The 25,989-nt window shown below is 58.7% G+C and carries 23 protein-coding genes and 1 pseudogene; 12 read left to right on the top strand and 12 right to left on the bottom strand.

All coding sequences use genetic code 11. From position 1 onward, the window contains the following. Positions 1-248: 248 nt before the first annotated feature. Both JJQ51_RS13495 and JJQ51_RS13490 read left to right on the top strand, forming a co-directional pair. On the top strand, positions 249-875 hold the full coding sequence (locus JJQ51_RS13495; protein ID WP_113350869.1) for a GNAT family N-acetyltransferase: 627 nt from the start codon (positions 249-251) through the stop codon (positions 873-875). 219 nt (positions 876-1,094) lie between these two features. Continuing rightward, the gene (locus tag JJQ51_RS13490; RefSeq protein ID WP_162748764.1) at positions 1,095-1,778 is read left to right on the top strand and encodes an LLM class flavin-dependent oxidoreductase; all 684 of its coding nucleotides are present in this window, start codon (positions 1,095-1,097) and stop codon (positions 1,776-1,778) included. On the opposite strand, the gene JJQ51_RS13485 is transcribed toward JJQ51_RS13490, so the two are convergent. Beyond that, positions 1,775-2,323, bottom strand: a complete 549-nt coding sequence (locus tag JJQ51_RS13485) for a cupin domain-containing protein (RefSeq protein WP_069610031.1) — start codon at positions 2,321-2,323, stop codon at positions 1,775-1,777. The two genes, JJQ51_RS13490 and JJQ51_RS13485, sit on opposite strands and share 4 nt — an antisense overlap. Before the next feature lie 143 nt (positions 2,324-2,466). Here JJQ51_RS13485 and JJQ51_RS13480 point away from each other — a divergent pair, with 143 nt between their 5' ends. The 3 genes and pseudogenes from JJQ51_RS13480 to JJQ51_RS13470 all read left to right on the top strand — a co-directional run bounded on the left by JJQ51_RS13480 (position 2,467) and on the right by JJQ51_RS13470 (position 5,446). After that, positions 2,467-3,801, top strand: a complete 1,335-nt coding sequence (locus JJQ51_RS13480; RefSeq protein WP_113351070.1) for an aspartate aminotransferase family protein — start codon at positions 2,467-2,469, stop codon at positions 3,799-3,801. Positions 3,802-3,867: 66 nt separating this feature from the next. After that, positions 3,868-4,372: pseudogene (locus JJQ51_RS13475) on the top strand (formaldehyde dehydrogenase, glutathione-independent); the annotation flags it as partial. 468 nt (positions 4,373-4,840) lie between these two features. Next, the gene (locus JJQ51_RS13470) at positions 4,841-5,446 is read left to right on the top strand and encodes a hypothetical protein (RefSeq protein WP_113329322.1); all 606 of its coding nucleotides are present in this window, start codon (positions 4,841-4,843) and stop codon (positions 5,444-5,446) included. A 508-nt stretch (positions 5,447-5,954) separates the two neighbouring features. On the opposite strand, the gene JJQ51_RS13465 is transcribed toward JJQ51_RS13470, so the two are convergent. Continuing rightward, positions 5,955-6,893: a GlxA family transcriptional regulator gene (locus tag JJQ51_RS13465; RefSeq protein WP_113329321.1), complete on the bottom strand. Its 939-nt coding sequence runs from the start codon at positions 6,891-6,893 to the stop codon at positions 5,955-5,957. A 195-nt stretch (positions 6,894-7,088) separates the two neighbouring features. Between JJQ51_RS13465 and JJQ51_RS13460 the strand changes: the two genes are divergently transcribed. Both JJQ51_RS13460 and JJQ51_RS13455 read left to right on the top strand, forming a co-directional pair. Beyond that, the gene (locus tag JJQ51_RS13460) at positions 7,089-7,883 is read left to right on the top strand and encodes an SDR family NAD(P)-dependent oxidoreductase (RefSeq protein WP_113389504.1); all 795 of its coding nucleotides are present in this window, start codon (positions 7,089-7,091) and stop codon (positions 7,881-7,883) included. A 243-nt stretch (positions 7,884-8,126) separates the two neighbouring features. Next, entirely contained in the window at positions 8,127-9,191 is a 1,065-nt protein-coding gene (locus JJQ51_RS13455) for a glycosyltransferase (RefSeq protein WP_145319604.1), read from the top strand. A 51-nt stretch (positions 9,192-9,242) separates the two neighbouring features. On the opposite strand, the gene JJQ51_RS13450 is transcribed toward JJQ51_RS13455, so the two are convergent. From JJQ51_RS13450 to JJQ51_RS13440, 3 genes are all read right to left on the bottom strand, one after another. After that, positions 9,243-10,508, bottom strand: a complete 1,266-nt coding sequence (locus JJQ51_RS13450) for a glycoside hydrolase family 5 protein (RefSeq protein WP_183808699.1) — start codon at positions 10,506-10,508, stop codon at positions 9,243-9,245. A gap of 76 nt (positions 10,509-10,584) precedes the next feature. Next, positions 10,585-11,067 (bottom strand): YybH family protein, encoded by a 483-nt coding sequence (locus JJQ51_RS13445; RefSeq protein WP_113350873.1) that lies wholly within the window; start codon positions 11,065-11,067, stop codon positions 10,585-10,587. Between the two features lie 17 nt (positions 11,068-11,084). Then, the gene (locus JJQ51_RS13440) at positions 11,085-12,323 is read right to left on the bottom strand and encodes a YbfB/YjiJ family MFS transporter (protein ID WP_269244818.1); all 1,239 of its coding nucleotides are present in this window, start codon (positions 12,321-12,323) and stop codon (positions 11,085-11,087) included. Positions 12,324-12,427: 104 nt separating this feature from the next. Between JJQ51_RS13440 and JJQ51_RS13435 the strand changes: the two genes are divergently transcribed. Beyond that, positions 12,428-13,312, top strand: coding sequence for a LysR family transcriptional regulator (locus JJQ51_RS13435; RefSeq protein WP_269244817.1), 885 nt, complete (start codon positions 12,428-12,430; stop codon positions 13,310-13,312). Here JJQ51_RS13435 and JJQ51_RS13430 read toward each other — a convergent pair. From JJQ51_RS13430 to JJQ51_RS13405, 6 genes are all read right to left on the bottom strand, one after another. Further along, positions 13,296-15,026 (bottom strand): M14 family metallopeptidase, encoded by a 1,731-nt coding sequence (locus JJQ51_RS13430; protein WP_269244816.1) that lies wholly within the window; start codon positions 15,024-15,026, stop codon positions 13,296-13,298. The two genes, JJQ51_RS13435 and JJQ51_RS13430, sit on opposite strands and share 17 nt — an antisense overlap. Positions 15,027-15,032: 6 nt before the next feature. Then, complete coding sequence (locus JJQ51_RS13425) at positions 15,033-15,881, bottom strand: ABC transporter permease (protein WP_269244815.1); 849 nt, start codon at positions 15,879-15,881, stop codon at positions 15,033-15,035. Between the two features lie 5 nt (positions 15,882-15,886). Further along, a complete protein-coding gene (locus JJQ51_RS13420; protein ID WP_269244814.1) occupies positions 15,887-16,810 on the bottom strand; it encodes an ABC transporter permease in 924 nt (307 codons plus the stop codon). 63 nt (positions 16,811-16,873) lie between these two features. Then, complete coding sequence (locus JJQ51_RS13415) at positions 16,874-18,409, bottom strand: ABC transporter substrate-binding protein (RefSeq protein WP_269244813.1); 1,536 nt, start codon at positions 18,407-18,409, stop codon at positions 16,874-16,876. Between the two features lie 44 nt (positions 18,410-18,453). Continuing rightward, positions 18,454-20,280: an ABC transporter ATP-binding protein gene (locus JJQ51_RS13410; protein WP_269244812.1), complete on the bottom strand. Its 1,827-nt coding sequence runs from the start codon at positions 20,278-20,280 to the stop codon at positions 18,454-18,456. Beyond that, positions 20,277-20,405, bottom strand: a complete 129-nt coding sequence (locus JJQ51_RS13405) for a hypothetical protein (protein ID WP_267903988.1) — start codon at positions 20,403-20,405, stop codon at positions 20,277-20,279. Before JJQ51_RS13405 ends, JJQ51_RS13410 begins: the two co-directional genes overlap by 4 nt. Positions 20,406-20,722: 317 nt before the next feature. On the opposite strand from JJQ51_RS13405, the gene JJQ51_RS13400 reads away from it, so the two are divergent. The 4 genes from JJQ51_RS13400 to JJQ51_RS13385 all read left to right on the top strand — a co-directional run bounded on the left by JJQ51_RS13400 (position 20,723) and on the right by JJQ51_RS13385 (position 25,078). Further along, the gene (locus tag JJQ51_RS13400; protein ID WP_113329310.1) at positions 20,723-21,415 is read left to right on the top strand and encodes a GntR family transcriptional regulator; all 693 of its coding nucleotides are present in this window, start codon (positions 20,723-20,725) and stop codon (positions 21,413-21,415) included. Between the two features lie 232 nt (positions 21,416-21,647). Next, positions 21,648-22,871 carry an MFS transporter gene (locus JJQ51_RS13395; protein ID WP_269244811.1) on the top strand — a complete coding sequence of 408 codons (1,224 nt, stop codon included), beginning with the start codon at positions 21,648-21,650 and terminating at the stop codon, positions 22,869-22,871. Between the two features lie 261 nt (positions 22,872-23,132). Further along, on the top strand, positions 23,133-23,810 hold the full coding sequence (locus tag JJQ51_RS13390; protein ID WP_112721871.1) for a FadR/GntR family transcriptional regulator: 678 nt from the start codon (positions 23,133-23,135) through the stop codon (positions 23,808-23,810). Beyond that, positions 23,807-25,078 carry a CynX/NimT family MFS transporter gene (locus JJQ51_RS13385; RefSeq protein ID WP_269244810.1) on the top strand — a complete coding sequence of 424 codons (1,272 nt, stop codon included), beginning with the start codon at positions 23,807-23,809 and terminating at the stop codon, positions 25,076-25,078. Before JJQ51_RS13390 ends, JJQ51_RS13385 begins: the two co-directional genes overlap by 4 nt. Positions 25,079-25,255: 177 nt before the next feature. On the opposite strand, the gene JJQ51_RS13380 is transcribed toward JJQ51_RS13385, so the two are convergent. Next, on the bottom strand, positions 25,256-25,729 hold the full coding sequence (locus JJQ51_RS13380) for a MucR family transcriptional regulator (protein WP_113389508.1): 474 nt from the start codon (positions 25,727-25,729) through the stop codon (positions 25,256-25,258). Positions 25,730-25,989: the final 260 nt, after the last annotated feature.

Genomic DNA, 25,989 nt, shown 5'->3' with positions numbered 1-25,989 from the left:
CGCTTGTGCGGCTCTTTGGTTGCATAAATTTGACAATATAATCTATAATTTTAATAGACAAAAGAATCGGGCAACGATGTTTCAATCATCGACCGCACAATGAAAGATCGTGCCGTGCGAAGCGCACCATCGATCATGCATGCTCTGCCTGCGAAGCGCTGAGCGGAGTTTGCAGAGTGGTCGGCAAGATCGGCGATCCTCACGATCGATCCCGGGCAGCCTTCAGAACATTGTTTGGAGGCATATGCATGAACGATATCATAGTCCGGTCGTCATTGCTGGACCCGGCGGCGGAACCGCTGATCGATGGTCTTGCCAGCGAGTATGATAGCAGATATGGCGCCGTCAGCCGCCCGGGCGGCGCGCGAGCGGAAATCATGCGTTATCCGAGTGCGCTGTTCGCCCCGCCGCTTGGCGATTTTCTCCTGCTGCAGCGCGACGGTCAGACCATTGCCGGCGGCGCCTTTATGAGCCACGACGACGAAACCGCTGAGTTCAAGCGGATATGGGCGCATCCGGATCTCCGGCGTCAGGGACTGGCACGCCGCATCATGATCGCGCTCGAGGAGAGTGCCGGGCAACTCGGCTATAACAGGGCCTACCTTAGCACCGGCTTTCGCCAACCGGAGGCCGTGGCCTTCTATCTGTCGCTCGGTTATCGCCCTCTTTTCGACCCGACCGTCGACCCGAGCCTCTATCGCTCCCTGCCGTTCGAAAAGCATATCGGTAAAAAGGCGGGAGCACCCGGTCTGACACCGATCTATCCGCCTGCCGCCTCCTTTGAGGAGGCTACGGCGCGCGTGACTGCGCTCAAGGCCGGGCAGGAGCAGCAGATTATCGCCCGCCTGGCGGCTCACGAAACCTCCGCTGCGTGACGGGCATGGCGTCTCCGATGGCTATCGGCAGATCCTGACAAGAAATCGGATCTGCCTTCGAGTTCCACAATATCGCGAAACAGGACTTCACATGACGCATCCAAATGGTCTCAGGGTCGGCATCGGATTAGATGTTGCCGCGCAAACCGCAATTCGCGCGACGCTCAGAAGAAATTCTGGCGGGCGCTTGTTGCGCGTTTCGACACGGTGGTCGATTTTGTGACGCTGGAAGACGGCTTTGCCCGTCTTGACGGCGACGGGCTGGATGCCGTGCTGCTTGCAAACTGGCTTGCCGCGAGCAGCAGCAATATCAGAATCATCCCCGGCGCAGCGGTCAATTTCCTCGAGCCGTTTCATGTCTCGACCGCCATCGCGACGCTGGATTTCGTAAGCGAGGGCAGGGCGGGTTTTCTGGTTCAGCATTATGATGGATCGAGGGCCGTGCATGCCCGGCAAGCTATTGGCGCCCTCAATGGCTTTCCTGCAGCGGGAAGCGCCGCCTTGCGTCAGGACGCGCTTGATGTCGTCGATGTCGTGCGGGGGTTATGGGACAGCTGGGAAGATGGAGCGGTCATTCGAGATAAGGAAAGTCAGCGCTTTCTGGATGGCTCGAAGCTGCATTACATCAATTTCAAGGGCAGTGGCTTTCAAGTTCTCGGTCCTTCGATCACGCCGCGCCCGCCGCAGGGACAGCCCGTGGTCGCGACAGCGTATCGTCATGGCGAGAACCCATCCGTGGCCTCGGCTGCCGATGTTGTCTTCCTCCATCCAGATCGCCTGGACATCGCCAATCTCATCAGGACGATCGGTACTGCGGACAAGAACAGGGTGCGGGCGTTCGTAGCCGACGTCGTGATCGATGCCGATGGTAAGCGCAGGCCATCCGGCCTACCCGTCCACTAGAAGCTGGGCGGCGTGCAGGCGCTGATGACTTCACAGGGATATGGCCCGACACAGCGGAAGCGATGCGGGCGGCGACTTTCGAAGTAGTAGGCATCGCCTGGGCCGAGAATGCGGCGTTCGTCATCCACCGTCACCTCCAGGCGGCCGGTGAGCACGATGCCGCCTTCCTCTCCCTCGTGCACCAGTGGTACCTTGCCGGTATCGGCGCCCGGCTGATAGCACTCCTTCAAGATCTGAAGGCTGCGGCCGAAGAGGTTTTCGCCGATCTGCCGATAGGAAATCGGGCCTTTGCCGATTTCGACCAACTCCTCAGCCGCGTAGAAAGCCTTTTTCGGTGCTTCCGGTTCGAAGGCGAAGAATTCGGCAAGGCCGATCGGGATGCCGTCGAGGATGCGTTTCAGCGCACCGACGGATGGATTAGCCGAATTGGATTCGATCAGCGAGACCGTCGAATTGGTAACGCCCGCGCGCTTGGCGAGTTCGCGTTGAGAAAGATTGTGCGCAAGGCGCAGATGACGCAGGCGATTGCCGATATCGACGGACATGACGGTCTCGGGTTTCAGATGTTCGAAATATCGAAAACATCTCATGTGATATAAGCAAAATCAATGGGTTAAATTCAGCAAGAAAAGGTCTTGTTCGAAACAGGAAAATCGCTGATGTCAGGGATAATGCAATGGAGGCGACCATGGACAAGATCACGCATTCCAACACCCCTGTTCTCGAAAATTTCTGGATGCCGTTCACGGCAAACCGGCAGTTCAAGGCGGCTCCGCGTCTGCTCGCAGCCGCCGACGGCATGTATTACACCGATGTCGACGGCAAGAAGGTGCTTGATGGGACGGCAGGCCTCTGGTGCGTCAATGCCGGCCATGGCCGCAGGAAGATCGCACAGGCGGTCGAGCGCCAGCTCTCCACCATGGACTATGCGCCGACCTTCCAGATGGGCCACCCGATCGCCTTCGACTTTGCGGCAAAGCTCGCTGCGCATGCGCCGGGCGGTCCGGAGGCCGGGCTCGACCGCGTCTTCTTCACAGGCTCCGGATCCGAGTCGGTCGACACCGCGCTGAAGATCGCCATCGCTTATCAGCGCGCTATCGGCCAGGGCACGCGCACCCGCATCATCGGCCGCGAAAAGGGCTATCACGGCGTCGGCTTCGGTGGAATTTCCGTCGGCGGCCTCGTCAACAACCGCCGCGTCTTCCCGCAGATCCCTGCCGATCACATGCGTCACACTCTCGATATCGAGCGCAATGCCTTCAGCAAGGGCCTGCCGGCCCATGGCATCGAGCTTGCGGAAGACCTCGAACGGCTGGTCGCGTTGCACGGGGCTGAAACGATCGCCGCCGTCATCGTCGAGCCGATGTCCGGTTCTGCCGGCGTCGTTCTGCCGCCGAAGGGCTATCTGGAGCGGCTGCGCGCCATCGCCGACAAATATGGCATCCTGCTGATTTTCGATGAAGTGATCACCGGCTTCGGCCGCTTGGGCACCCCGTTTGCAACCGAATATTTCGGCGTTGTTCCCGATCTTGTCACGACGGCAAAAGGCATCACCAACGGCACGATACCGATGGGCGCCGTTTTTGCCAGCCGCAAGATCTATGATGGCCTGATGACCGGCCCGGAAAACCAGATCGAGCTCTTCCACGGCTATACCTATTCCGGCCATCCGGTCGCCTGCGCCGCGGGGCTTGCGACCATGGAAATCTACGAGGAGGAAGGTCTGCTGACGCGTGCAGCCGAACTGGCCGAGGACTGGCAGAATGCGCTGCATTCACTGAAGAGCCTGCCGCATGTAGTCGATATCCGCAATCTCGGCCTAGTCGGCGCTGTAGAACTCGCGCCGCGTGATGGCGCCCCGGGCACGCGGGCCTACGACGTCTTCGTCGATTGCTTCCAGAAGGGCCTGTTGATCCGCGTAACCGGCGATATTATCGCTCTTTCTCCGCCACTCATCATCGAGCGCGCAGAGATCGAAACGATCGTCTCCATGCTTGGCGATGCGTTGAAGCGGGCGGTCTGATAATTTCCGGACCTGACCGGCGCGGACAGCGTCGGTCAGGCTCGACAAGGATCGCCCTGCACATGCAAGGTTGGCTTCGAACCATCGATCTTTCCAGGAGCGATCGTCTGGGCGATATGATCGCTGAAGTCATCGGCACCCATAAGGTGGATAGTGCGATCGATGCAGTCGGCTCCGAGGTGCCTGGTCATTCAGCGGCGAGCAGCCGGTGATCATGCTCAATCAAATGATGGAGACGACAGGAGCCGCCGGTTCGATCGGTATTCCCCGACTGTATGTAACGAAAGATCCCGGTGCCGTAGACAGTGCCGCGAAACAGGGCAGCCTGTCTCTGCGCTTCGGTCTCGGCAAGGCAAAGGTACTATCCTTTCATACGGGACAGACGCCGGTGTTGAAATACAATCGCCAGCTCAAGCAGGCGATCCTGCAGGACAGGCTGCCGATTGCAGATATTGTCAACTCCAGGATCATTTCGCTCGAAGATGCTGCACAAGGATATGAGAATTTCAATCGAGGTGCTGCAACGAAGTTCGTGCTGGATCCGTATGGCGAGCTGACGAAGGCAGTGTAGAGAGGAAAAACTCACAGGATCATGGAGTGATCCCGAGGTGCATACGGACCGAGCGCAGAGGTTGCTATCTCGGGCCTCGGTCTCGTAGAGGCGAATGCATAGGAGTTTGCCGGACAACAAAGTGGCGGCAAGAGCCAGAGACGGCATCAACTACCCCTCGACACGCCCGCAAGGTTTGTGCATCGCCATAGAGCATTTCCAAGCAAGGATGCACCGCAGCACGCCTTGCCGAAGTTTTCAGATCATGTCCGGAAATGGCCAATCGGGTCGGAAAATTTGCGAAAATTGAGCGTCTTTGCTCTCCAAAGGCGGCTGCAAAGGCCAGATTGTCGACAATAATGACGTATTATGTTGCCATTATACATCTATCCTTTACATATATGCGGGCATCCATGCGGAGGAGCTTCGTCATCGCTTCCTAAGCAACGGCGGCTTGACAAAGAACGCTAACCTGAAGAGATCGGATCAATGGCAAACTTTCTTGAGAAATGGACTTCAAAAAAGGCTGATAAGCCGAAGGCTGGCGCACGCAATGTTGTCGATACATTTCGTGCTCGAGTAGCGGAACAGAAGGCATATCTGGAGGAGTACGAGCGAGACGCTGCAGGCTTCAAGAAGTGGCGCTCTACTTGGTTCCAGCGTGTCCCCGGTGGCTTTGGCGTGACGGTCGGCCGCGACTCCATCAATGCCGGTCGTGGATTGAGCTACGTCGTTGTCGACACGGTCAAGGACGTGGCTGAGTTTCTCGATGATCTGGCCTTTCATGCGGAGAATGATGTCGGCTTCCAGCAGGCTCTCGAGCAGAACCGCCAACGTCGCGTCGCACTCCTGAACGCGGCAAAGACTGGAGGCAAGGCAACGGCTTCGAAGACGAAGGCGAAGGCTGCCAAGCCCGCGGCAACGGTAAAGTCGGCCGCCGCCAAGCCTGCTGCTACCAAGGCAGCACCAAAAGCTGCGGCACCCAAAGCTACCCGGACAAAGGCCGCTTCGGTTGCCGCTCCCGCACCGGCTGCTGCAGAGGCAGCAAAGCCGAAGCGCACGCGCAAGACGAAAGCTGCAGGCGCAGCAGAATAAGACTAAGAAGCCCGCTTCATGCGGGCTTTTTCTTGCCTGAGATATGCTGATGTCATCGAGGGTGTGTAGTTGCGCCATCGAACAAGCATCATGGCGGATGTATCTTCGACATTGCCGGCCCCAGGAGTTAAACTGAACCGGAAGAGAGACGCGCGCTCAATGAGGGACTATGCGGCTATTGGTGCTGACATATTGATTGGAGCTCCTAGCGCATCGGATCAACCTGCCGATGGTCGGTGATGTGGCCGACAGACCATGCAGCAATCGTTGTAGTGAATGCTTCGAGGCAGCGGCATAAGATCGCTACGGCCAAATGTGTTGAGCAGGACTTCTCCTTGAACTGAGCGATCGTGGCGAGTGGGCAATGACGCTCCGCTCGGAGAAGGTTCATTCCATGCCGTGCAGCAATCCGAAAGGAGCGGGTACAAGCCGCCCCTTTCGGTCGATCTCACCTCTTCTCGCTATGGGCCTTGATGGCGGCCGCGACTTCGTTCTTCGCCGGCTACATCTACCCGAAAGCGCGTACGTTGCGGCGGATCGTCTGCGGCGGCTGGCCCAGCACGCGCAGGAATGCGCGACGCATGCGCTCGCGATCGGCAAAGCCGACTTCGGTGGCGATTTCGTCCATCGAATGGCGGCCGTCTTCGATCATCAATCTCGCAGCCTCCACCCGCATGTTCTCGATCGCCTTGGCGGGGGATTGGCCGGTCTCGCTGCGGAAGACGCGGTTGAACTGGCGCGGGCTGAGGCTTGCCGCCTCTGCCAGCTCCTCGACCGATACGATTTTGCGCAGATTTCGTCCGGCAAAGTCGAGCGCGCGTTGAACACGGTCGGACTTCGGCTCCAGCTCGAGAAGCGTGGAAAATTGCGATTGCCCGCCGGCGCGGCGGTGATAGACGACGAGCTTTCGGGCCACTGCTCGTGCCAGCTCCTCGCCGTGATCCTTCTCGATCATCGCAAGGGCGAGGTCGATGGTGGCGGTCATGCCCGCCGATGTCCAGATGGACCCATCGATGATGAAGATTTTGTCTTCATCGACCTTCAGCGCGGGGAAGCGATCCCGCAGCTCTCGCGCAAAGACCCAATGTGTCGTTGCGCGGCGACCATCGAGCAGGCCGGCTTCAGCCAGAGCAAAGGCGCCGGTGCATGGAGCCGCGACGCGCCGGGCGGATTTTGCTGCCCGACGGATATAGTCGAGGATCGCCGGAGATGTCGATGAAACTTCCGTCGCCGCGCCTATGAAAAGAGAATCAAAGGCAGCGTCGCCAAATGCCTCCGTTTCGACACAGAACCCCGCCGATGAGCGTACAGGCCCTCCTGTTTCCGATAGCAGCGTTACACGATAGAGCTCCCTCTCGCTCGCCAGATTTGCAACCTCGAAGGCGGTCACTGCGGTAAATCCCATGACCTGAAAGCCGGGGAAGACGAGAAATCCGATGGAATGCATGGCAAAGCTCACGGCTGGAAAAGGTGCTTATAGCATTTATCGGTCGCGAACGGCATCAATTTTCTACGATTCGAGCCATTATTTACCGTTCTGAAATGTCTGAAAACGTGGTGAATATGACATTTAGGTCATCGGCATCCGCGCGTATTGTTATTGCAGCGGAATAGTGACGCCGCAGGACAAGGAATGGAAACAATGACAAATTCATCGGGCAAGGCATTGGTAACGGGCGCTTCTTCGGGCATTGGCGCCGTCTATGCGCACCGGCTCGCCCACCGGGGCTACGACCTTATTCTGGTGGCGCGCAATGAAGACCGGCTTTCGGCGATTGCGGATCGGCTGCGTACAGAGACGGGATGCAAGGTCGAAGTGATCGCCGCAGATCTCGGCTCGGCGAATGGGCTGCGGCGTATCGAGCATGTGCTGAAGACGGATGAAGCGATTACGCTTCTCGTCAATAATGCCGGCTTTGGCGGGGCGGCACCTTTGCTGGAGGCCGATGTCGACAAGATGCAGCAGATGATCGATCTGAATGTCACGGCGCTCATGCGGCTGACCTATGCAGCGGTGCCAGGCTTTGTTCAGCGTGGTGGCGGCTCCCTCATCAATATTGCGTCGATCGTCGCAATCGCACCGGAATTGCTGAATGGCGTTTATGGCGGCACGAAAGCCTTCGTCCTTGCCTTCAGCCAGTCCCTCAAGCATGAGCTGGCGGATAAGAATATTCGCGTACAGGCAGTTCTGCCCGGCGCGACTGCAACGGAATTCTGGGCGGTCGCCGGTGTCCCCGTCGAACATCTGCCATCGGAGATCGTCATGTCGACCGAGGATATGGTCGATGCAGCGCTGGTTGGCTTTGATCGGGGCGAGCTTGCGACGATCCCTGCTCTCGAAGACGTCGATTTGCAGAAGGCTTATGAAGATGCACGGCAGGCCTTGAAGCCTAATCTTTCGCGCTCTACCGCAGCTCGACGTTATCAAGTGAAGTAAGAATCTATCGAATGAATAGCGTGGCCGGCATTCACATCGTGCCGGCCGGTCATTCAAAAGCCATAAAACTGGTGAGGCTCGGAAAGGCAAGACGGATCAACAGGATCCAAGCATCGGCTGCATAGGATATCACGTAATACCACTTATGCGTCAGGATCTATCCCGGCCAGTATCGACGTCATTCATTAGGACCTGAATGAGAAGGTTCGCCGCGACCAAAGCAGATCTGCGAGGTTCAATGCGATGTATTCCATCCAAGACCGCACTCCCGTCTCCATCGTCATTGCGAACTACAACTACGCGCATTTTCTGAGGCGCAGTATCGACAGCGCGTTGGATCAGGATTACGACGATGCCGAGGTCATTGTAGTCGATGATGCATCGACGGATGCGACGGTTGACGTCATCGCCTCCTATGGCTCTCGAATAAAGACATGTCTGCGTGAGGTGAACGGTGGACATGCTGCAGCATTCAACACCGGCTTCGCATCCAGCCACGGAGAGATCGTGCTGTTTCTCGATGCGGATGATTATCTCTATCCGAATGCTGTATCAGAGGTTGTTGAAGCCTTTGAAGAGAAGACAGCCCAGGTACAGTTCAGGCTGCATATCGTTGATGAACAGATGCATGTAAAGGATGTATTTCCGCCGGTAGAACTGCCCTTCGATTCCGGCGATGTCACTCCGGAGTTACTGCGGAAAGGCCGCTATCAGACAACGGTCACCAGCGGTCTTGCGTTCAAGCGTTCGGTGCTGGACAAGGTCATGCCGGTCCCGGAACCGGAGTTTCGCCAGGGCGCCGATGGATATCTTGCCACGGTTGCGCCGCTCCATGGTGAAGTGACCTCCATCGAAGATTGCCTCGGCGCCTATCGCATACATGGCGCCAATCATTCCGTCTTTGCCGAAAAGCTCGGTCAGCGCGCACGCTGGCGCATAGCGCATGATTTCCGCCGGTTGGAGGCCCTGTCGGATCAGGCAACGGAGATCGGATTGGACATGCCCGATGATGCCGGCCTGCGCGATCCCGTCCATCTGGAGGAGCGTCTGGCATCGCTTTGCATCGACAGGGACCAACATCCCGTTGCGAATGATTCCAGGCTCTCTCTTGCTATGGCCGGCGCGGTTGCCAGTCTCAAGATGAATGCGTCGCGAAAGCGTCGCCTGATGCTGGCCGGATGGTTTCTTTCGATCGGTGTCTTGCCTCGGGATATGGCAAAGACCATCCTCTCGTGGAAGCTTGTGGCTTCGTCTCGGCCTCCGTTTCTGCTGCGTCTCTCGAAGACCATCAGGCATGCAATGGGGTAGCTGGATTCCGGGAGATATGGGGCATCTCGCGCCAATGGATCGACCGTGATCCTACTTGGCAATGCCTGATTTGCGCGAAGGTCCCATCAAGGCGTCGAGCACGGCTTGATGATGGATATTCCTGTCATAGCGGCTGTCGGTTGCAAGCTGCATCAAGCCGGCAAAGGCGCTTTTGGCGGAAGGTTTCTTGCCCTCGCCGCGGAGATAGGCAATCAGACGGCGATAATTTGCATTCGTCTTGATCTCCAGCGGATTGCCGGCGCCCATCTTCTTCAATGGCCACCACGACCAGCCAATGCCGTTTCTTTCCTGCAATGCGACGGCGCGGGCATACCAATCATTATTGTTTTCGCCGGATTCACCGTTCCATAGCGGCATATCATATTGCTCGCGCAGCTTCAGGAAGGGTTCGATCGATTCCTGCGTCGTCGGTGTCCAGTATTTGTGAAAGCTGAGCGCCGTGTTGCGATCGTCGATCGGCAATATGCCGGCATAGTTATTGCCCCAGCAATTGCCCTCGATGATAAGCATATGGTTGGTATCGATCGCGCGGATGGCGCGGATGGTGCGCTGATAGATGTCACGCAGCGGCCGGTTTTCGGTCTCGCGGCAGCCGCCCTTATCTTTCTTGTCCTGAAAACCCCAGTTCGGTTCGTTTAACAGATCATAGCCCGCGATCGTCGGCTCGTCCCTGTAGCGCCGCGCAATCTCGCTCCAGAGCGCGATCATCATTGTCTGGTTCTTATCGCTGTGCCAGAGCGACGGCTTGTTCGGATTGCGATCGGAAATGGCGATGTCGTGACCCTGGCCGCCGGGTGCCGCATGCAGGTCGAGGATCAGGTACATGTCATTGGCTTTCAGCCAGCGGATCAAAAGGTCGATCCGCCGAAAGCCCTCCTCGTTCCAGACAATGTTCTTGGACGTGTTCTTGCCGTGCTTGTCCTCGATGAATAGCTTCCAGTGCATCGGCAGGCGTACGCTGTTGAAGCCCCATTTGGCCATCGCGTCGATATCGGCTTTCGTTACCGCATTCTCGCGCCAGGATCGATAGAATTGCTCGGTCCTTTTCTCGCCGATGACTTCGGAAATGCGGCGGCGAATGATGTGCTGCGCCTTCAGATTGGAAAGCCCCATCATATAGCCTTCCTGCACCATCCAGCCGCCGAGGCCGAGACCGCGCAGGATGAGGGGATTGCCCTTGCCGTCGACGATCCGCTGATGATCGGCGCGAACGAATCCCTCGGCCTGTGCCGGCGGTGCAAAAGACCCCAGGCAGAGAATGGACAGGCTGGCGAACAGCAGCAGAAAATGCCTCATGAATCCCAACTCGCGTGAAACTTTGGCGCCATGTGGGCAAGGTAGCGCGCAGAGGGCCAAAATCTCGTGCCAATATCTACGCCGGTCGCTCCAATGGCTCACCGAAGATGATTTCCTGATAGGCAGCAAGCAGGGCAGGTTCCTCAATGGAGCCGTGATGGTGGAGCTGACGCCAGACGCCGTCGATCCGGGTGAACCAGCGTGTCGTGCGGATGCGAAGCTCGATATTCCTGTCGGCGGTGACGCAACTTCCCCGCTCCCGGCCAACGAACAGATGCCAGTCATCGCCGCCCTGGCTGGTAAAATCATGGAATGCGACTTGGACTTTCGCCTTTCCACCAAACAGCTTTGCATAGCCTTCACGGATCGACGGCCATCCACGCCGGATGCCGCCGATCGGATTGTCCATGCTTGGCTTGCCGCCATCGGCCCAGTTGGCGGCCAGTGCTTCCAGGTCACCGGCGTTGAAGGCGCGATAAAAGCCGATGAGCGCATCGAGTGCACCACCATTCCCCATCATGTTTTCACTGCCGGTAATTTCAGTCAAAAGCTTTGTCATGCCATGTTCTCCTATTGTTAGGTGTCGGGACCTTGGGCATTCTCCTGAGGAGCGCGGACCAACACCGCAATGGTGAGATCGATCGCCAAAGCGAGAACCATTGCGCCGGCTCCGATCAAGAAGAGGACCCTGTAGTTTCCGCCGGTTCGGGCGAAGATGAAGGAAAGTCCATAAGCCGCGGCCGCCTGAAACAGGGCAAAGAATACGGTTGCCAGGCTCCATGCGACCTTCTGCTGCGCCGGATGGTGCGGCAGCAATTCCGCGATCCTCCCGAGTATCAGGGGAACCGTACCGGTTACGAAGGCGCCGACGATCAGGCTTGACGCGATGAGCCAAGCCTGCCCGAGACCAAAGGTGGGAATGGCGACTGCGACGGCCTCGAGAAGGAAGGCAAACCGCAGCGCTGCGGCAAAACCCGTGCGATCGGCCAAATGGCCGGCGAGGATGGGGCCGATGGTCGCGCCGAGGCCAAACAGCACCCAGTATTCCGCGCCGACCTGCAAGCCCTCTCCCAAGCCGCGGGCAACGAAATCCACGAGGAAGATCATATGCGGAACCCAGCCGGCGGCATTCAAAGCATATTCGATGTAGAGCGCGCGCAGCGTCCAGCGTTTCGGGACATGCGTGGCATGATGGCTCGCGGCGGTGTGGCCGGCGATTTCGCGCGGCCATCCGGTCCAGGCGATGATCGTAAGCAGCAGCGATAAGGCGCCGAGGCCGAGCCATGTCTCACGCAAGCCCTGTCGCAGCAGCAGGGGCACCAATGTGCCCGATAGTGCGATGCCAGCGCCGATGCCCATGAAGATTATACCGCTGGCAAGCCCTCGGCGAGACGGTGCGATCAGCGGCAGGACGGTCGGCGCTGCCAGAACCATCAGGGCGCCGCCGGCAAGGCCGGCTGCAAAACGCCACACAAAGAACCATGGAAAGTTGACAGGAAAGGCGCAGGCGAAGAAGGCTGTCGTTGCGGCAAGCATCATGATCCTGAGCGTCAGGACCGTGGAGGCACGGGCGGCGACCGTCCGCCCGAGCAATGCGCCGACCAGATAGCCGGAAAGATTTGCGGCACCCAGATAGGCGGCCGCCGAGGCTTCGAACCAATTGTTATCGACGATGGCGGGCAGGAGCGGCGTATAGGCGAAACGGGCAAGACCGATGCCGATCAGGCAAGCGCAGAATGCCGACAGGATGGCACGCCATGCCATATGAGCATCATGATGGTTCCTGTCGGTTTCGTGCGTGGTGGTTTCGGTCATGGGAACTCTCTCAACTATCTGTGCTTGAGAGAATACGCCGCGCGTTATATCATAAAAAATGAATTATTATGAGAGCAGTTATCTCTATTGGAGATAAGAGGAAGATGGACCTATCCGATCTTAGGGTATTCGAAGCAGTATCGCGGCACGGCAGCATGAACCGGGCAGCACAGGAGCTGCATACCGTTCAATCGAATGTGACAGCGCGGATCCGGGCATTGGAAGAAGAGCTGGGCGTCAGCTTGTTCCAGCGGCATGCCAGGGGCGTGTCGACCACGCCGGCGGGGCAACGAATTCTGCCATTTGTCGGGCGCATCACCAAGCTTCTGACCGATGCCCGTACTGCCGCTAGGGATGATGGTGAGCCGGGCGGGACGCTTTCCCTCGGCAGCCTGGAGACGACCACGGCGCTGCGATTGTCGCCGCTCCTCGGCCAATTCGCCAAGACATATCCACAGGTGCGCCTCGTCGTCGCGACGGGCACGACCCGCCGGCTGATCGACGATGTCGTTTCATGCCGGGTCGAGGGCGCCTTCGTGGCAGGTCCCGTCAGCCATCCCGATCTCGATCACGAGATGATCTTTCGCGAAGAACTTGTTCTCGTGACATCGCCCGCCATTGGCGGAATGGACGATTTGGCCGATATCGCCGATCTGAAGACCATCGTCTTCCAGATCGGATGTTCTTATCGGCAGCGGCTGGAGTCGCTTCTTGCCGATATGGGTATCGTCACCGCGAAGCCGCTGGAGTTCGGCTCTCTCGATACGATCATTAGCTGTGTGTCGGCAGGCGTCGGCGTCACTCTCCTGCCGAGAGGTGTCGTCGCTGCTGCCGCCCGGGAGGGCAGGGTTGCAATCCACGAGCTCCCGCCGGAGCGGTCGCTGGTGGATACGCTCTTCGTAAGGCGGAAGGACGGCTATACGTCCAGTGCGATGACCGCGCTGCTCGACATGCTCCGATCATCCCGTCCGATTAACTCGAAGCCATGATCTCCTGCCAGGCGCGATAGGCCGAAAGCACGGTTTCCATCTGTGCGGTGTGGCCGGCGACAAACGCCTCGCCGTAGATGGTCTCGTCCGGATATTCGGTAATCAAGGTCATCGGTACCGTATGGCGATCGTCGATATTGGCAAGGCACGGGAAGCCGTTGATGGTGCGGAAGCCGGTTTCGCCGGCATGGATTTCATAGAGTGCGATCTGGCGGTTGTTATAATCCAGCAGTCCCGGGATGGCGCCGAGGTGCCTGGTCACCTTGTCCAGAAGCTGCTCGGCCTGCGCCGCCCAGCCGGAATGATAACGGGCAATCAGGAAAAAGCCCTTCGGCAGTGTCCACATGGCGAAGTTGCGCGGGACATAACCGGAGAGCGGCCGCGTCCACTCATGGGCCGGGTAGCCATGCAGGTTGACGTGCAGCCGTGCGCCGCTCAGCCTTTCCGCCTGGAAGCGGATTTCCTTTTCAAAGAGATAAGGACCGGCAGTCTCTTCGGTCCGATATTCGAGATCGTCACCGAGAGCGGTGTAGCGGGCGGCATGATACATGTGGCGCGGGCTGTCTTGGCGCAGGCGCTGATGAAGGGCGTAGCCATCCGGGTTTTCCAGCGGCGAAATGGTGAAATGCGCGCCTTCGATCCCGGCCAGCCGACGTGCCGCACGCAAGGCACCCGCACCCCCGGTCGTCTCGTTGGCGTGCTGTCCACCGCTGATCATCACGGCCGCGTCGCGGCCCTTGATGTAGCGCGCTCCAACTGTGCGGCCAGAGCGTGTGACGGCCTCAAACGCTTCGCCGCCAATCTTGGCAAGCTCGGCCTCGATCTGCTGTACGGCCAACGGTTCTGTTGCCGTCTCGATCTGCTGTTCCGGGCCATCCCAATAGCGCGTGGATAGCGGCTGCGTTTCGACTTTGACAGAGATTTGGCCAGAGGACTGCAGGATCTGCGGAACGATCTGACCCGGCTTCAGGCCGCGGTCGCCGAGCGGACGGCCGGATTTCTTCTGGAAGAATTCGAGCAGCGAGAAATAGAAGTCTTCATGCAGCGCCTCGCGAAGGCTCATCACCTCATCGCCAATGGATAAAGCTTCATCCGCCGCCGGCAGGGCAACACGAATGTTCAGTTCCTCGAAATAGGGTTCTCTTGCACCCCAGTCGAAGTGTGTGACCGCAGCAATGGTCTCCTCGAAGAGTTGTTCATAATCGGTGGCGAGCCGGTTGCCCGCCGCATTGCCGTCCGGCACGAGCCAGCCGGTCGGAGAAACGCTCGTTTCGCCGGCGGCATCGATATGGACGCGATTGGGCGCCAGCACCTTCAATTGGCAGTCTTCGCCGGCTTTGTTTTTCAGCAGAACGTCGTAATGAAAGTCGCTGTCGGCTCGCGCGGTAAAGGTGATCTTGCGATTTCCCACCATTGCCGCGAGCGGATAGGCTTCCAGGCGAAAGCGGTTTTCCGGCGCGCTGGGATGAACCGGATAACGGATCTCGATCGCATTCACATCATGCAGATCGATTTCTTCGACGAAGGCATTGACCAGCGGCTTGTAGGCGCTGCGAATGCGAGCGCTTATGCCTTTTTCCGCGAGCTTGCGTTCGGTCTGCTGGCGGCTTTCTCTGTCATCGAAAGTCCATGCCTCGAAATTCTGGTTGGGTCTGGCATCGGCGACGAGGCGCGACAGCGTGCCCTCAAAACTTCTTTCGAAAATCACGGTCATGATGTCTTACCTTGTCGTTCTGCCGGTCGGGTCGAGGCTGTCGCGCAGCCAGTCGCCAAGAAGATTGAGGCCAAGTACGGTCAAAAGGATTGCGACGCCCGGGAAAAGGCTCACCCACCACGCCGTCTGCAGATAAGTGCGGCCATCGGCCAGCATGCCGCCCCAGCTCGGAATTGTCGGGTCGACACCCAGTCCGAGGAAGGTCAGGCTGCTTTCCAGGAGAATGTTGGTGGCGATGTTCAGCGTCATCAATACGATCACCGGTCCGATGAGGTTCGGCAGCAGGTGTTGGAAGATGATGCGCCAGTCTTTGACGCCGATCGCGCGCGCCGAGAGGATGAATTCCCGCTCGCGCAGGCTCAGCACCGAACCGCGCACGAGGCGCGCATACTGCACCCATTGTGATACGATCAGCAGGATGATGGTGTTGGTGAGGCTGCCGCCGACAATGGCGATGAAGGTGATCGCCAGAAGAATGAAGGGCATGGCAAGCTGGACGTCGGCAAAGCGCATCAGCAGCATGTCCCAGATGCCACGGTAGTAACCCGCGGCAAGCCCCACCAGCACGCCGAGAACCACGCCGCCGATCACGGAGGTGAGGCCGACGGTCAGCGATATCTTGCCGCCTGCAACGACACGGGCCAGCACATCGCGCCCGAGTGGGTCGGTTCCGAAAGGATGGGCGAGGCTGGCGAAGGGCCTTGCAAGCCTTGCCATCAGATCGATCTTTTCCGCGCCGCCTGGAAAAAGTATGTCGGAGAGCAGCACGGCAAGGCAAATGACAGCGGTGAGCAATACACCGAATATGAATTCGAAGCTGTAGAAACGCGAACGGTGAGAAACTGTGGCGGCCATCGGCGTTACTCCGTGCGGATACGGGGATCGACAAGGCCATAGGCGATGTCGACGAGGAGGTTGACGCCAATGATGAACAGCGCCAGCACGGTGATCACGCCCTGCAAGACCGGGTAGTCGCGGGCGCCGACGGCGTCGAATGCCAGCGTGCCGAGGCCGGGCCAGTTGAAGACGCGCTCGATGACGACGATGCCGCCGAGCAGCCCGCCGAACTGGATGCCGAAATAAGTGATGAGCGGTATCGTGCAATTGCGCAGCGCATGCTTGTAGAGCACCTTGCTTTCGCTAAGGCCCTTGGCGCGTGCGACCATGATATATTGCGATTGCAGCGTTTCCAGCATGGCGGTGCGCACCAGGCGGACGTTCGTCGCCGTCAGGATCACGCCCATCGTCACGGCCGGCATGACGTAGCTCGAAATGCCGACCATGCCGCTCGGTGGCAGCCAGCCGAGCGTGATGGAAAACAACAGCACCATCATCAGCGCCAGCCAGAAGTTCGGGAAGGAGAGGCCGAGGAGCGAGAGAACGCGGATCACCTGGTCCGCCGTCTTGCCGCGTGCAGTCGCTGCCTTGATGCCGAGCGGGATGGAGATCGCGATCGAGACCACCATGGAGATGAAGGCGAGCAGCAGCGTGGCGGGCAAGGCATTGGCGATCAGCTGCGAGACCGGCGTACCGCCCGTGAAGCTACGGCCGAAATCGAGCGTCAGCAGCCCCTTCAGGAAGGTGAAATACTGCACGAGGAAAGGTTGATCCGTGCCAAGGGCTGTGCGGATACGGGCCAGGTCGTCTTCGGTCATGCTGCCGCCGCCCTGAAACATCATCACGGCAGGGTCGCCGGTGAGGCGGATGGCGAATGAGACGAGAAGGGTGATGGCGATTACGACGAAAATCGCCTGAAGCAATCGCTTGATGAGAAAACCGGCCACGTTCTTACCCCGAGAGCTTTCGGATGACGCCGCCGGCCGGGCCGGCGGCGTCTTGCTTGATGATTAGTCGACGGTGACTTCGTTCAGCTTGATGCGGGTATCCGGAGCGGGCACGAAGCCTTTGACACGCTTGCTGACGCCGTAGATCGCATTGCTGTTGTAGAGCGGCAGTTCGAGCGCCTTGTCGGCGACATACTTGCCGATGTCCTTCAGCACCTTTTCGCGCTGGGCGCGGTCGGTGAGTGGGCGCTGCGATTCCAACAGCTTGTCCAGAGCGGCATCCTTTTCATAAGGGTTCCACTTTTCACCGGAGTGATACATCGAATAGGCCGTGTTGTCGTAATCGAAGGTCCAGCCGCCCCATTTCTGCTGGAACATCGCGCCGGTCTTACCCTGCGGGATGATGTCGTTCAGCAGAACGTTGGTTTCATACGGCTTGATGGTGGCGGTGAGGCCGACCATCTGCAGATAGCTTGCCACGACCTGCGCCACCTCGTTCATGGTTGCGTCGTTGCCCCGAATGTCGATCTGCAATGCCGCGCCCGGCTTCACACCGGCTTCGGCGAGCAGCTTCTTGGCGCCTGCCGGATCATAGGGAAGCGGCTTCAGGTCGGGATCGTAGCCGAAGGAAAGCGAATTCTGGAAGCTGACGATTTCGGTTCCTTGGCCAGCAAGGATCGACTTGACGATCGTGTCGCGATCGACTGCCATGATGATGGCCTTGCGCACGCGCGGATCGGCGGTAATGCCGTCGCGGGTGTTGAAGCGCAGTGCATCGACCGTCGGGCCGGGAACGCTGGCGATTTCCAGCTTTGAGTCACCCTGAATGACCGGCAGCATGCCGATCGGGATGGTCGGCGGAATGACGATATCGACGCGGCCGGCTTGAAGCTCGGCAACGGCAGTCGCCGGCTCGCTGATGAAGCGATATTCCAGTTCGGAGAGCTTCGGTGCGCCGCCCCAATAATCCGGGTTGGCTTCGAGCTTGATGTTCACCTTCGGCGTATAGGAAACGAATTTGAAGGCGCCGGTGCCGACCGGATTGAGGTTGAAGTAATCCTCCCCCTTTTCCTTGATATATTTCGGCGGCACGATCATCGCGCCATAGCCGGCAAGCTTCGTCAAAAGCACCGGATCGGGCGTTTTCAGCTTCATATCGACCGTGTAGTCGTCGATGATATCAACGCTTTCGATAGCCGTGTAGTTCGAGCGCTGCGGTCCCTTGGCGCCCTGTTCGCCGAGCAGGCGGTCGAAGGTGAACTTCACCGCTTCGGCATTGAAGGGCTCGCCGTCATGGAATTTCACGTTATGGCGGAGCTTGAAGCGGATGCGCTTGCCCTGATCCAGCTCTTCCCAGGATTCGGCAAGACCCGGGACCAGCTTGAGATCAGGGCCGCGATAGGTGAGGCCGTCGAAGATGTTGGTCGAAACGGCAGCCCATGCCACGAGGAACGTGTCGATCGGGTCCCAGCTGCCGGGATCCTGCGACGACGAAACCGTCAGCTTGCCGGCCGCGAAGGCCGGAGCGGCGCTGATCGCGACGCCTGACATGACAAGTGCCGTCAGAGCGGTCTTCAATCCCCATTTTATTGTTTTCATTGAACCTGTTTCCTCTTCAGATCGATGCAGTGGTTGGTGGTCGTTCAGGCGCTCTTGGCGATGAAGTGGCCTGAGGTGATTTCCTCGTGAGCCAGGATCGGCGGCTCGTCGCCGACGCGGCGGACGGGATTGGGGATCTCGCCCTCCAGCAGGGCGGTTCTGCGCTCCTGCGTCGGATCGGCGATCGGAACGGCCGAGAGAAGGCGCTGCGTATAGGCATGCATCGGTGTTTCGAAGACTTGGCGGCGACTGCCGATTTCCATGATCTGGCCGAGATAGAGGACGGCGACGCGATGGCTGATCTTCTCCACGACGGCCATGTCATGGCTGATAAACAGATAGGCGAGCCCGCGTTCCGCCTGGAGATCCATCAAGAGATTGATGATCTGGGCCTGGATCGACACGTCGAGCGCGGAAAGCGCCTCGTCGGCGATGATGAGCTTGGGATCGGAGGCCAGGGCACGGGCGATGCAGACACGCTGGCGCTGCCCGCCGGAAAACTCGTGCGGATAGCGATCGGCATGAGCCGGCGTCAGTCCGACGCGCTCAAGAAGTTCGTCCACTCGGCGACGAACCTCCTTCGATCCGGAGATGATGCCATGGGTGTTGATCGGTTCCGCTATCGAAAAGCCGACCGTCTTGCGCGGGTCGAGCGAGGCGAACGGATCCTGGAAAATGTATTGCACGTCACGTCGCAGACGAAAGCGTTCGAGCTGCGACATGGCGGCGAAGCTCTTGCCATTGAAGGTGATTTCGCCCGATCGCGCTTTCTGCAGTTGCTGGATGGTGCGGCCGATCGTCGACTTGCCGGAGCCGGACTCGCCAACGAGGGCCAGGGTTTCACCGGGATGAATATCGAAAGCGACCTTCTGGACGGCACTGCAGCGATGCGTGACCTGGCCGAATATATTCTTCTTGATATCGAAGCGCACGAAGAGATCGCGCACGGACAGGAGCGGCTGCTGGTCGTAGCGGGCAGTATTCTGGACCCGTTCCTCACCGACAATCTTCGGCTCGCCGCCGTCGAGGACGGTTAGTGGCATGCGCTTTGGAAAATCCTGACCGGTCATGCTGCCAAGCTTCGGCACTGCGGCGAGAAGCGCCTTCGTATAAGGGTGTCTGGGATTGGCGAATATCTCGCGAACCGGGCCTTCCTCGACCTTTTTGCCCTTCCACATGACAACGACATCGTCGGCCATTTCGGCCACCACGCCCATGTCATGGGTGATGAAGATCATGCCCATGCCGAGATCCTTTTGCAGGTCCCGCATGATGTTGAGGATCTGCGCCTGGATCGTCACGTCAAGGGCAGTCGTCGGCTCGTCGGCTATCAGCAGCTTCGGGCGGCAGGCAAGCGCCATGGCGATCATCACGCGCTGGCGCATGCCGCCGGAAAGCTGATGCGGATAGCGGTTCAACAGTGCCCGTGCATCCGGCAGACGCACCATCTCCAGCAGGCGCTGCGCTTCCGCCATTGCGGCGGACTTGCCGATCTTCTCGTGAAGGAGAAGGACCTCGCAGATCTGGTCGCCGATGGTGAAGACCGGATTGAGCGAGGTCATCGGCTCCTGAAAAATCATGGCGATCTCCTTGCCGCGAACCGTGCGCATCTCCTTCTGCGAAAGCTTCAGCAGATCCTTGCCGTTGAAGAGGATGCTGCCAGTCTCGAAGCGCGCGCCCATCATATCGGCAAGCCGCATGACCGAAAGCGAGGTCACGGATTTGCCGGAGCCGGATTCGCCGACAACTGCGAGCGTTCGCCCCGGCTGGACCGAAAAGGAAAGTCCTTCGACGACGCGATTTTCGCCAAACCGCACAGTCAGATCCGCGACAGACAGAAGCGGTTTGTTGTCGCCTGTAGCAGCCGTCATGCGCTTACCTCGATATTGGGCAGGTCGTTCATGGCATCGGAGACGATTGCCGTGTCACACTTTGCGTCGATGATGCAGGTGCGCTCACCGGGATCGCCGCCACAGCCGGATAGTAGCATGTTCATGCGGACACCCGTTGCGGCCTGGCAAAGGCTGGCGATGTTTTTCTACAAAACAGGCGTCTTATGAACATCTGTATCCGCGTTCCCATTATATTTGTTAGGCATGAGATAGCATCAAACAACAATCTGGTCTATATTGTTCAACAATTTTCGTGTTGCCAATAAAAAATGGGGACAAACCTGCATAAAATCGTCCAGCGGACTTGCCGTTGGGGTGGTGCGACTGCTGCAGACAAGCATGAGAACGCTGTACGCTTCTCAGCAAACGCCTGATATGGCCGGACATCGAAGACGATTGAGTGCAGGCACCGGGAGAGCAAATGAAGCAGACAAATCTTGCGAGCATCGAGCCGACATCGGTCGCTGAGGCGGGGCAGACGCTGGCGGAACTGACAGCTGCCCGCATTCGTGAGCGCGTGATCAGCGGTATGCTATCGCCGGGTAGCCACCTGTCCGAAGCAGCTCTTTGCGAGGAGCTACAGGTCTCGCGCAACACGCTGCGCGAAGTCTTCCGGCTGCTGACGAAAGAGGGCGTGCTGCGTCACGAAGCCAATCGCGGCGTCTTCGTGTCCACGCCGAGCATCTCCACGATCATGGATATCTTCCATATTCGCCGGCTGATCGAGTGTTCGGCGCTTGCCAACGCGCATCACCGCCATCCAAGCGTCGACAAGATGCGTGCTGCCATCGAGGCTGCCGTGCAGCATCGCGATCGTGGCGAATGGCTGGAGGTCGGCAGCGCTGATATCGCCTTTCATGCCGCGATCGTCGAGCTTGCTGATAGTCCTCGGCTTTCAGCCTTCTATGCGCAGATCTCGCTTGAACTGCGCCTCGTCTTCGGGCTGATCCGCGATCCCGAATATCTGCATGCTCCCTATGTCGGCCAAAACGCGACCATTCTTGCGCATCTGGAGGAGGGGGCGCCGGCGAGTGCTGCCGACGCCCTGGAGAAATATCTGTTCCAGGCCGAACGCTTCATTCTGGCAGCCTATTCGAGAGCAATGCCGGGCTGAGTCCGGTTACTATAATTGATATGATGAATGGTGTGGACAATCTCTGCGAGATGGGTCCAAGCTCCATGTAACCATTTGCCTCCCGATCCGCTTTGATCGAAGGATATGCAACACCCCGGACGTAGGCGTGAGGTTCATCGGACAGCAGAATTCGCTTTTGCTGCAATCGATCAGGGCGTCCCGCCGATCAACCGGCAAACTCGTTTCGACAACCGTTAAGACGGATGGGGCTATGGACGCGCAATCCCCGACGACCTCCAGCAGGGCCACGGCGATCCAGCAGGTATGGGTTTCGCCGCTGTATCGCGGCGCGACGCTTGCGCTGTTTCTCTCCGGGCTTGCAACATCCGCCTCGCTGCCGCAGATCGTTCTTTTCCTCGTCAAGGAACTTGGGGCGTCCTTGCCAATGGCGGGGCTCTATTATCTCACCGGTCTCACCGCACCGATTGCCGGCTATCTTGTTGGCAGCTATTCCGACAGAACTGGAAGGCGTCTTGGTCTTTTTCGGCTTTGTGCCGTTGCCGGCGCTGTTGGTTGGGCGGGGATCGCCCTTTCGACGCAACCATGGATGCCGTTCGTGATCGGCACCGTCATTCTGGGTTTTTCCGGATCTGCCACCTCGCAGCTCTTCACCGCCATCCATGACGATCTCAAAGTCAAGGGTGCCGGTGCGAATGACAGCGTCGTGGCCATCATCCGCATGGCTTTGACCGCGGGCTGGGTCATCGGGCCGTTTCTTGGCGCCTGGTTTGCTGTCGAAATCGGGCTTCGCGCCATGTTGTGGGGAACGGCGATCTGTTTCTTCGCGCAGATCCTGCCGCTCGGAACACTACATGCGCTTGTTGGTCCGGGGCAGCGAGCCGACAAGAAGACCGATGCCGTTGGTCACGTCGACTGGTCCGAAATGCTGCCGCTGCTGGCCTTTACAGGTCTCTACGTCCTCGTCTATGCCGGCGAGCCGATCAAATACGGATTCCTGCTGCTCTATATGCAGGACCAGCTCAAGCTTGATCCCTCCATTCAGGGCTCGGTGATAGGAACGCAGCCATTCATCGAACTCATCCTCATGCCCTTCAGTGTCGTGCTGGCGCGACGGATCGGCATCTTATGGATGATGTGTGTCGCCGCGATTTGCGGCGTCATGGCCAACCTCTGTTTTGCGGCCTGGCCGACGGCCATGGGCATGTTTGCCGGCCAGATGCTGATGGGCGGAGTCTGGGGCCTCTACATGGTCCTCGGACTGATCGTTGCTCAAAGATTGCTCCCGAATGCAGTCGCGACGGCTTCGGCGATCTTCATGAGCTCCTCGGCGCTCGCCAGCGCCCTTGGCGGCGGTGTAGGAGGTGTCGGCGTTGCCTATCTCGGGCTTCCGAACGTTTTCTACCTCCCGGCGGCATTCTCCCTGGTAGCGGCGATCGGCCTGGCGGCCATGGCTCGTTCGGGCGCCATCAAATAGGGATTTCATGCCATAGGACAGGCATTATTTCATTCCGAGAAGCTCCAGCCAGCGTCAAATCTGCTGCAAGCCCTTCGCCATGATTTGGGGTGCTCTGCCAGATCCCGGATCCGCCTATGACTTGCATCTCCGCCTTCGGTTTCGCCATCGCCGCCACATCGCCGTAGCCAACCGATTGCTCGCCTTGCTGAAAATATATTGACTGAAGATGGTTGATTGACTAAGTGATAAAGTCATCCGATGACTTGATGAAATCCAACCATGCGCGCTCTGACCAAAACGACGCTTGCAGATACGGCCGTGGAGGCAATTCGCAGCGAGATTACCAGCCGCCGCTGGCTCGTTGGCGAAAAGCTGCCCAACGAGGCCTCCCTCTCGTCCATGCTGTCCGTCAGCCGCGGCACAGTTCGTGAGGCGGTGAGGGTCCTGGTGTCCCAGGGCTATCTCGAGACGCGGCAAGGATCCGGGACCTATGTCCGGTCGAACACAGATGTTGGTCGGCCACTGGACATGGCCCGCCGCGCCGGATTAAGAGACCAGTTCGAGGCCCGGCTTGCACTGGAGGTCGAGGCAGCAAGGCTTGCCGCCTTACGTCATTCCCCTGAAGCCGTTTCGCAATTGCGCGCCTTGCTGGTTGCTCGCGGCAACTATGCCGGCGGCGACAAGGCGGCGTTCATCGAGCGTGACCTTGCCTTCCACAAGGCTGTCGTCGCGGCCTCGCAGAACAGGGCGATGATCGAAATCTATGAGTTCTTCTCCCTCTCGATTGCCGAGACCATCGAGGCGACGCTCGGCGAGGATATCCCCGAGCCGGATATGCAGGCGCATATCGCCATCGTCGACGCCATCGAAACCGGCAGCCCCGAAGCGGCAGATAGAGCCGTGCGCCGCTTCATGGCCCCCATCGTCGCTACACTTGATCGGTTGCTTATGTCATGACTATGTCCTCGCAAAATCTCGCCTCCGTCGAATTGATCGATGCCGAGGCTGATGAAGTTCCCGCACCGCTGCCGCATGGAGGCAAGTCGCCGATCGGCAGGTTTTTGCTGGGTGCGAGCCTTGTGCTCATCGCTTTCAATCTGCGGCCGGTTTTTTCCAGCGCATCGGCGCTCTTGCCGGAGATACGGACCGGTCTTGGCCTCTCCGCCTTCGGCACCAGTATTCTTACGACCTTGCCCGTCATTTGCATGGGGCTGTTTTCACCGCTTGCGCCAAGGCTGGCACAGCGCGTGGGGACCGAGCGCGTCCTGCTCGGTGTCATTCTCTTGCTCGCGCTGGGCACGGCGCTGCGAGGCTTTTCTTCGATTTCGCTGCTGTTCTTGGGCACCGCATTGGCCGGCGCCTGCATTGCTATCGGCAATGTCCTGTTGCCGGGCGTGGTTAAGCGCGATTTTCCCGATAAGGCGGCGCTTATGACCGGTTGCTATACGATGGCGCTATGCGCGGGAGCTGCGAGTGCGGCCGGCTTTACGCTTCCTGTCGAGCATGCTCTCGGCGGTTCGCTCGGCGGCGCGCTGGCCGTCTGGGCCTTGCCTGCCTTTGCCGTCGGACTTCTCTGGCTGCCGCAGGTAATCGGGGCGCGCAGCCAGGCGCGGCGCGCCGGCTTTCGTGTTACCGGTTTGTGGAGCGACCGCATCGCCTGGCAGGTAACGCTTTTCATGGGACTGCAATCGGCGCTCGCCTATTGCGTCTTTGGTTGGCTGGTGCCCATTTTGCGTGAACGTGGTCTCGACGGCGTGACGGCTGGCGTCATCGTATCTGCCTCGGTCATGGTGCAGGCGGCCGCCTGCTTGGTGGCGCCTCATATCGCCGTCAAGGGTAGAGATCAGCGCGCGATCAATGTCATCCTCTGCACAATTGCCGTCGTCGCCTTGCTGGGGCTGCTCTTTGCTCCGCTCTGGACGGTCTGGTTCTGGGCCGTGCTTCAGGGCATCGGGCAGGGCGGATTGATCGCGGTGGCGCTGACTGTCATCGTATTGCGTTCGCCCGATGCGCATGTTGCCGCGCATCTCTCCGGCATGGCGCAATTCGTGGGTTACCTGCTTGCTGCGATCGGTCCGCTTGTGGTCGGCATGATTCATGGTTGGACTGGAAGCTTCGCATGGAGTTCCATCCTATTCCTGCTGCTTGGCCTCGGTGCCGCGATCAACGGTTGGTTCGCCGGCCGCGCCATCACGGTCAATGCCAGGACGATCGAAACGTCTTAACGGCTGCGAGCGGATCGCATCCAGGCTGGCGAGCGAAATCATGAGGTGCCAGCCCACTGCCAAGGGGCGGTCCTGAATTTATACCCCAGCCCGTGATCAATTTTGTTCATGCAAAAAGCAAACCGCCCGTTCGAAAAACGGGCGGCATGGTTATGGTGCGTGACGAAACGATCCGGATTAGCCGGCCTTCCGCTGGCGCCGTGGTGGTTCGACCGCCGGAGGAATGTCGGTCAGGTTTTTCGTATGGCCCAAGAGAGCCTGCTTTGCCAACGTCGATCTTGTGGCTGCATAGGAGGCCGAGACCATCGGATAATCCGCGGGCAAGCCCCATTTCCTTCGATATTCTTCGGGCGTCAGACCGTATTTGCTGTTCAGGTGCCGCTTGAGCGACTTGTATTTTCCGCCGTCTTCGAGGCAGATCAGATAGTCGTCTGTTATGGATTTTTTGATCGGCACGGCCGGCTTCAACAGCTTTTCCACCGCCGTCGTTGATGAGGCGGCCTGCTGAGAGCCTGTCAGTGCAGAATAAGTCTCCGTGATGAGCCTGGGTAAGTCTTCCGGCGTTGTCGCATTGCGAAGTACGTAGGCAGAGACAATCTTGCTCGTGAGCTCAATATACCTTTCATGGCTGGCAGTATTTTCCCTTTTCATTTTCGGCCTCACGCAATGTTTTTTATTTATGTATCCAATGTTGTTTTTGCTTTCAATAAAAATTGACGTGACTTTGGATATTCTTTGTCCTTGGTTTATTTTCATAGTAAATATCAGGCGATAGAAGTTTAGAACTGTTATATTCTCATTTTACCACAATATTCAAATTGCACGCCTTCAGGAGATGCGAGGCGCCGGCGTTCAAATATCTGTTTGCCAAGAACGGTGCGGGACCTGCCGGCTTTCGCCTTGCCTGGGTT

Origin of the sequence: Rhizobium sp. AG207R (assembly GCF_027109195.1) — a bacterium.
Classification (GTDB): domain Bacteria; phylum Pseudomonadota; class Alphaproteobacteria; order Rhizobiales; family Rhizobiaceae; genus Rhizobium; species Rhizobium dioscoreae.
This window is presented reverse-complemented; position numbering and strand designations above follow the sequence as displayed.

Coding starts and splice junctions, on each gene's coding strand:
- JJQ51_RS13440 (WP_269244818.1), bottom strand. CDS start 12,323: ATGACCGAAACCACCACGCACGAAACCGACAGGAACCATCATGATGCT.
- JJQ51_RS13435 (WP_269244817.1), top strand. CDS start 12,428: ATGGACCTATCCGATCTTAGGGTATTCGAAGCAGTATCGCGGCACGGC.
- JJQ51_RS13445 (WP_113350873.1), bottom strand. CDS start 11,067: ATGACAAAGCTTTTGACTGAAATTACCGGCAGTGAAAACATGATGGGG.
- JJQ51_RS13460 (WP_113389504.1), top strand. CDS start 7,089: ATGACAAATTCATCGGGCAAGGCATTGGTAACGGGCGCTTCTTCGGGC.
- JJQ51_RS13450 (WP_183808699.1), bottom strand. CDS start 10,508: ATGAGGCATTTTCTGCTGCTGTTCGCCAGCCTGTCCATTCTCTGCCTG.
- JJQ51_RS13470 (WP_113329322.1), top strand. CDS start 4,841: ATGGCAAACTTTCTTGAGAAATGGACTTCAAAAAAGGCTGATAAGCCG.
- JJQ51_RS13480 (WP_113351070.1), top strand. CDS start 2,467: ATGGACAAGATCACGCATTCCAACACCCCTGTTCTCGAAAATTTCTGG.
- JJQ51_RS13405 (WP_267903988.1), bottom strand. CDS start 20,405: ATGAACATGCTACTATCCGGCTGTGGCGGCGATCCCGGTGAGCGCACC.
- JJQ51_RS13425 (WP_269244815.1), bottom strand. CDS start 15,881: ATGGCCGCCACAGTTTCTCACCGTTCGCGTTTCTACAGCTTCGAATTC.
- JJQ51_RS13495 (WP_113350869.1), top strand. CDS start 249: ATGAACGATATCATAGTCCGGTCGTCATTGCTGGACCCGGCGGCGGAA.
- JJQ51_RS13385 (WP_269244810.1), top strand. CDS start 23,807: ATGACTATGTCCTCGCAAAATCTCGCCTCCGTCGAATTGATCGATGCC.
- JJQ51_RS13400 (WP_113329310.1), top strand. CDS start 20,723: ATGAAGCAGACAAATCTTGCGAGCATCGAGCCGACATCGGTCGCTGAG.
- JJQ51_RS13465 (WP_113329321.1), bottom strand. CDS start 6,893: ATGCATTCCATCGGATTTCTCGTCTTCCCCGGCTTTCAGGTCATGGGA.
- JJQ51_RS13395 (WP_269244811.1), top strand. CDS start 21,648: ATGGACGCGCAATCCCCGACGACCTCCAGCAGGGCCACGGCGATCCAG.
- JJQ51_RS13455 (WP_145319604.1), top strand. CDS start 8,127: ATGTATTCCATCCAAGACCGCACTCCCGTCTCCATCGTCATTGCGAAC.
- JJQ51_RS13410 (WP_269244812.1), bottom strand. CDS start 20,280: ATGACGGCTGCTACAGGCGACAACAAACCGCTTCTGTCTGTCGCGGAT.
- JJQ51_RS13415 (WP_269244813.1), bottom strand. CDS start 18,409: ATGAAAACAATAAAATGGGGATTGAAGACCGCTCTGACGGCACTTGTC.
- JJQ51_RS13380 (WP_113389508.1), bottom strand. CDS start 25,729: ATGAAAAGGGAAAATACTGCCAGCCATGAAAGGTATATTGAGCTCACG.
- JJQ51_RS13390 (WP_112721871.1), top strand. CDS start 23,133: ATGCGCGCTCTGACCAAAACGACGCTTGCAGATACGGCCGTGGAGGCA.
- JJQ51_RS13485 (WP_069610031.1), bottom strand. CDS start 2,323: ATGTCCGTCGATATCGGCAATCGCCTGCGTCATCTGCGCCTTGCGCAC.
- JJQ51_RS13430 (WP_269244816.1), bottom strand. CDS start 15,026: ATGACCGTGATTTTCGAAAGAAGTTTTGAGGGCACGCTGTCGCGCCTC.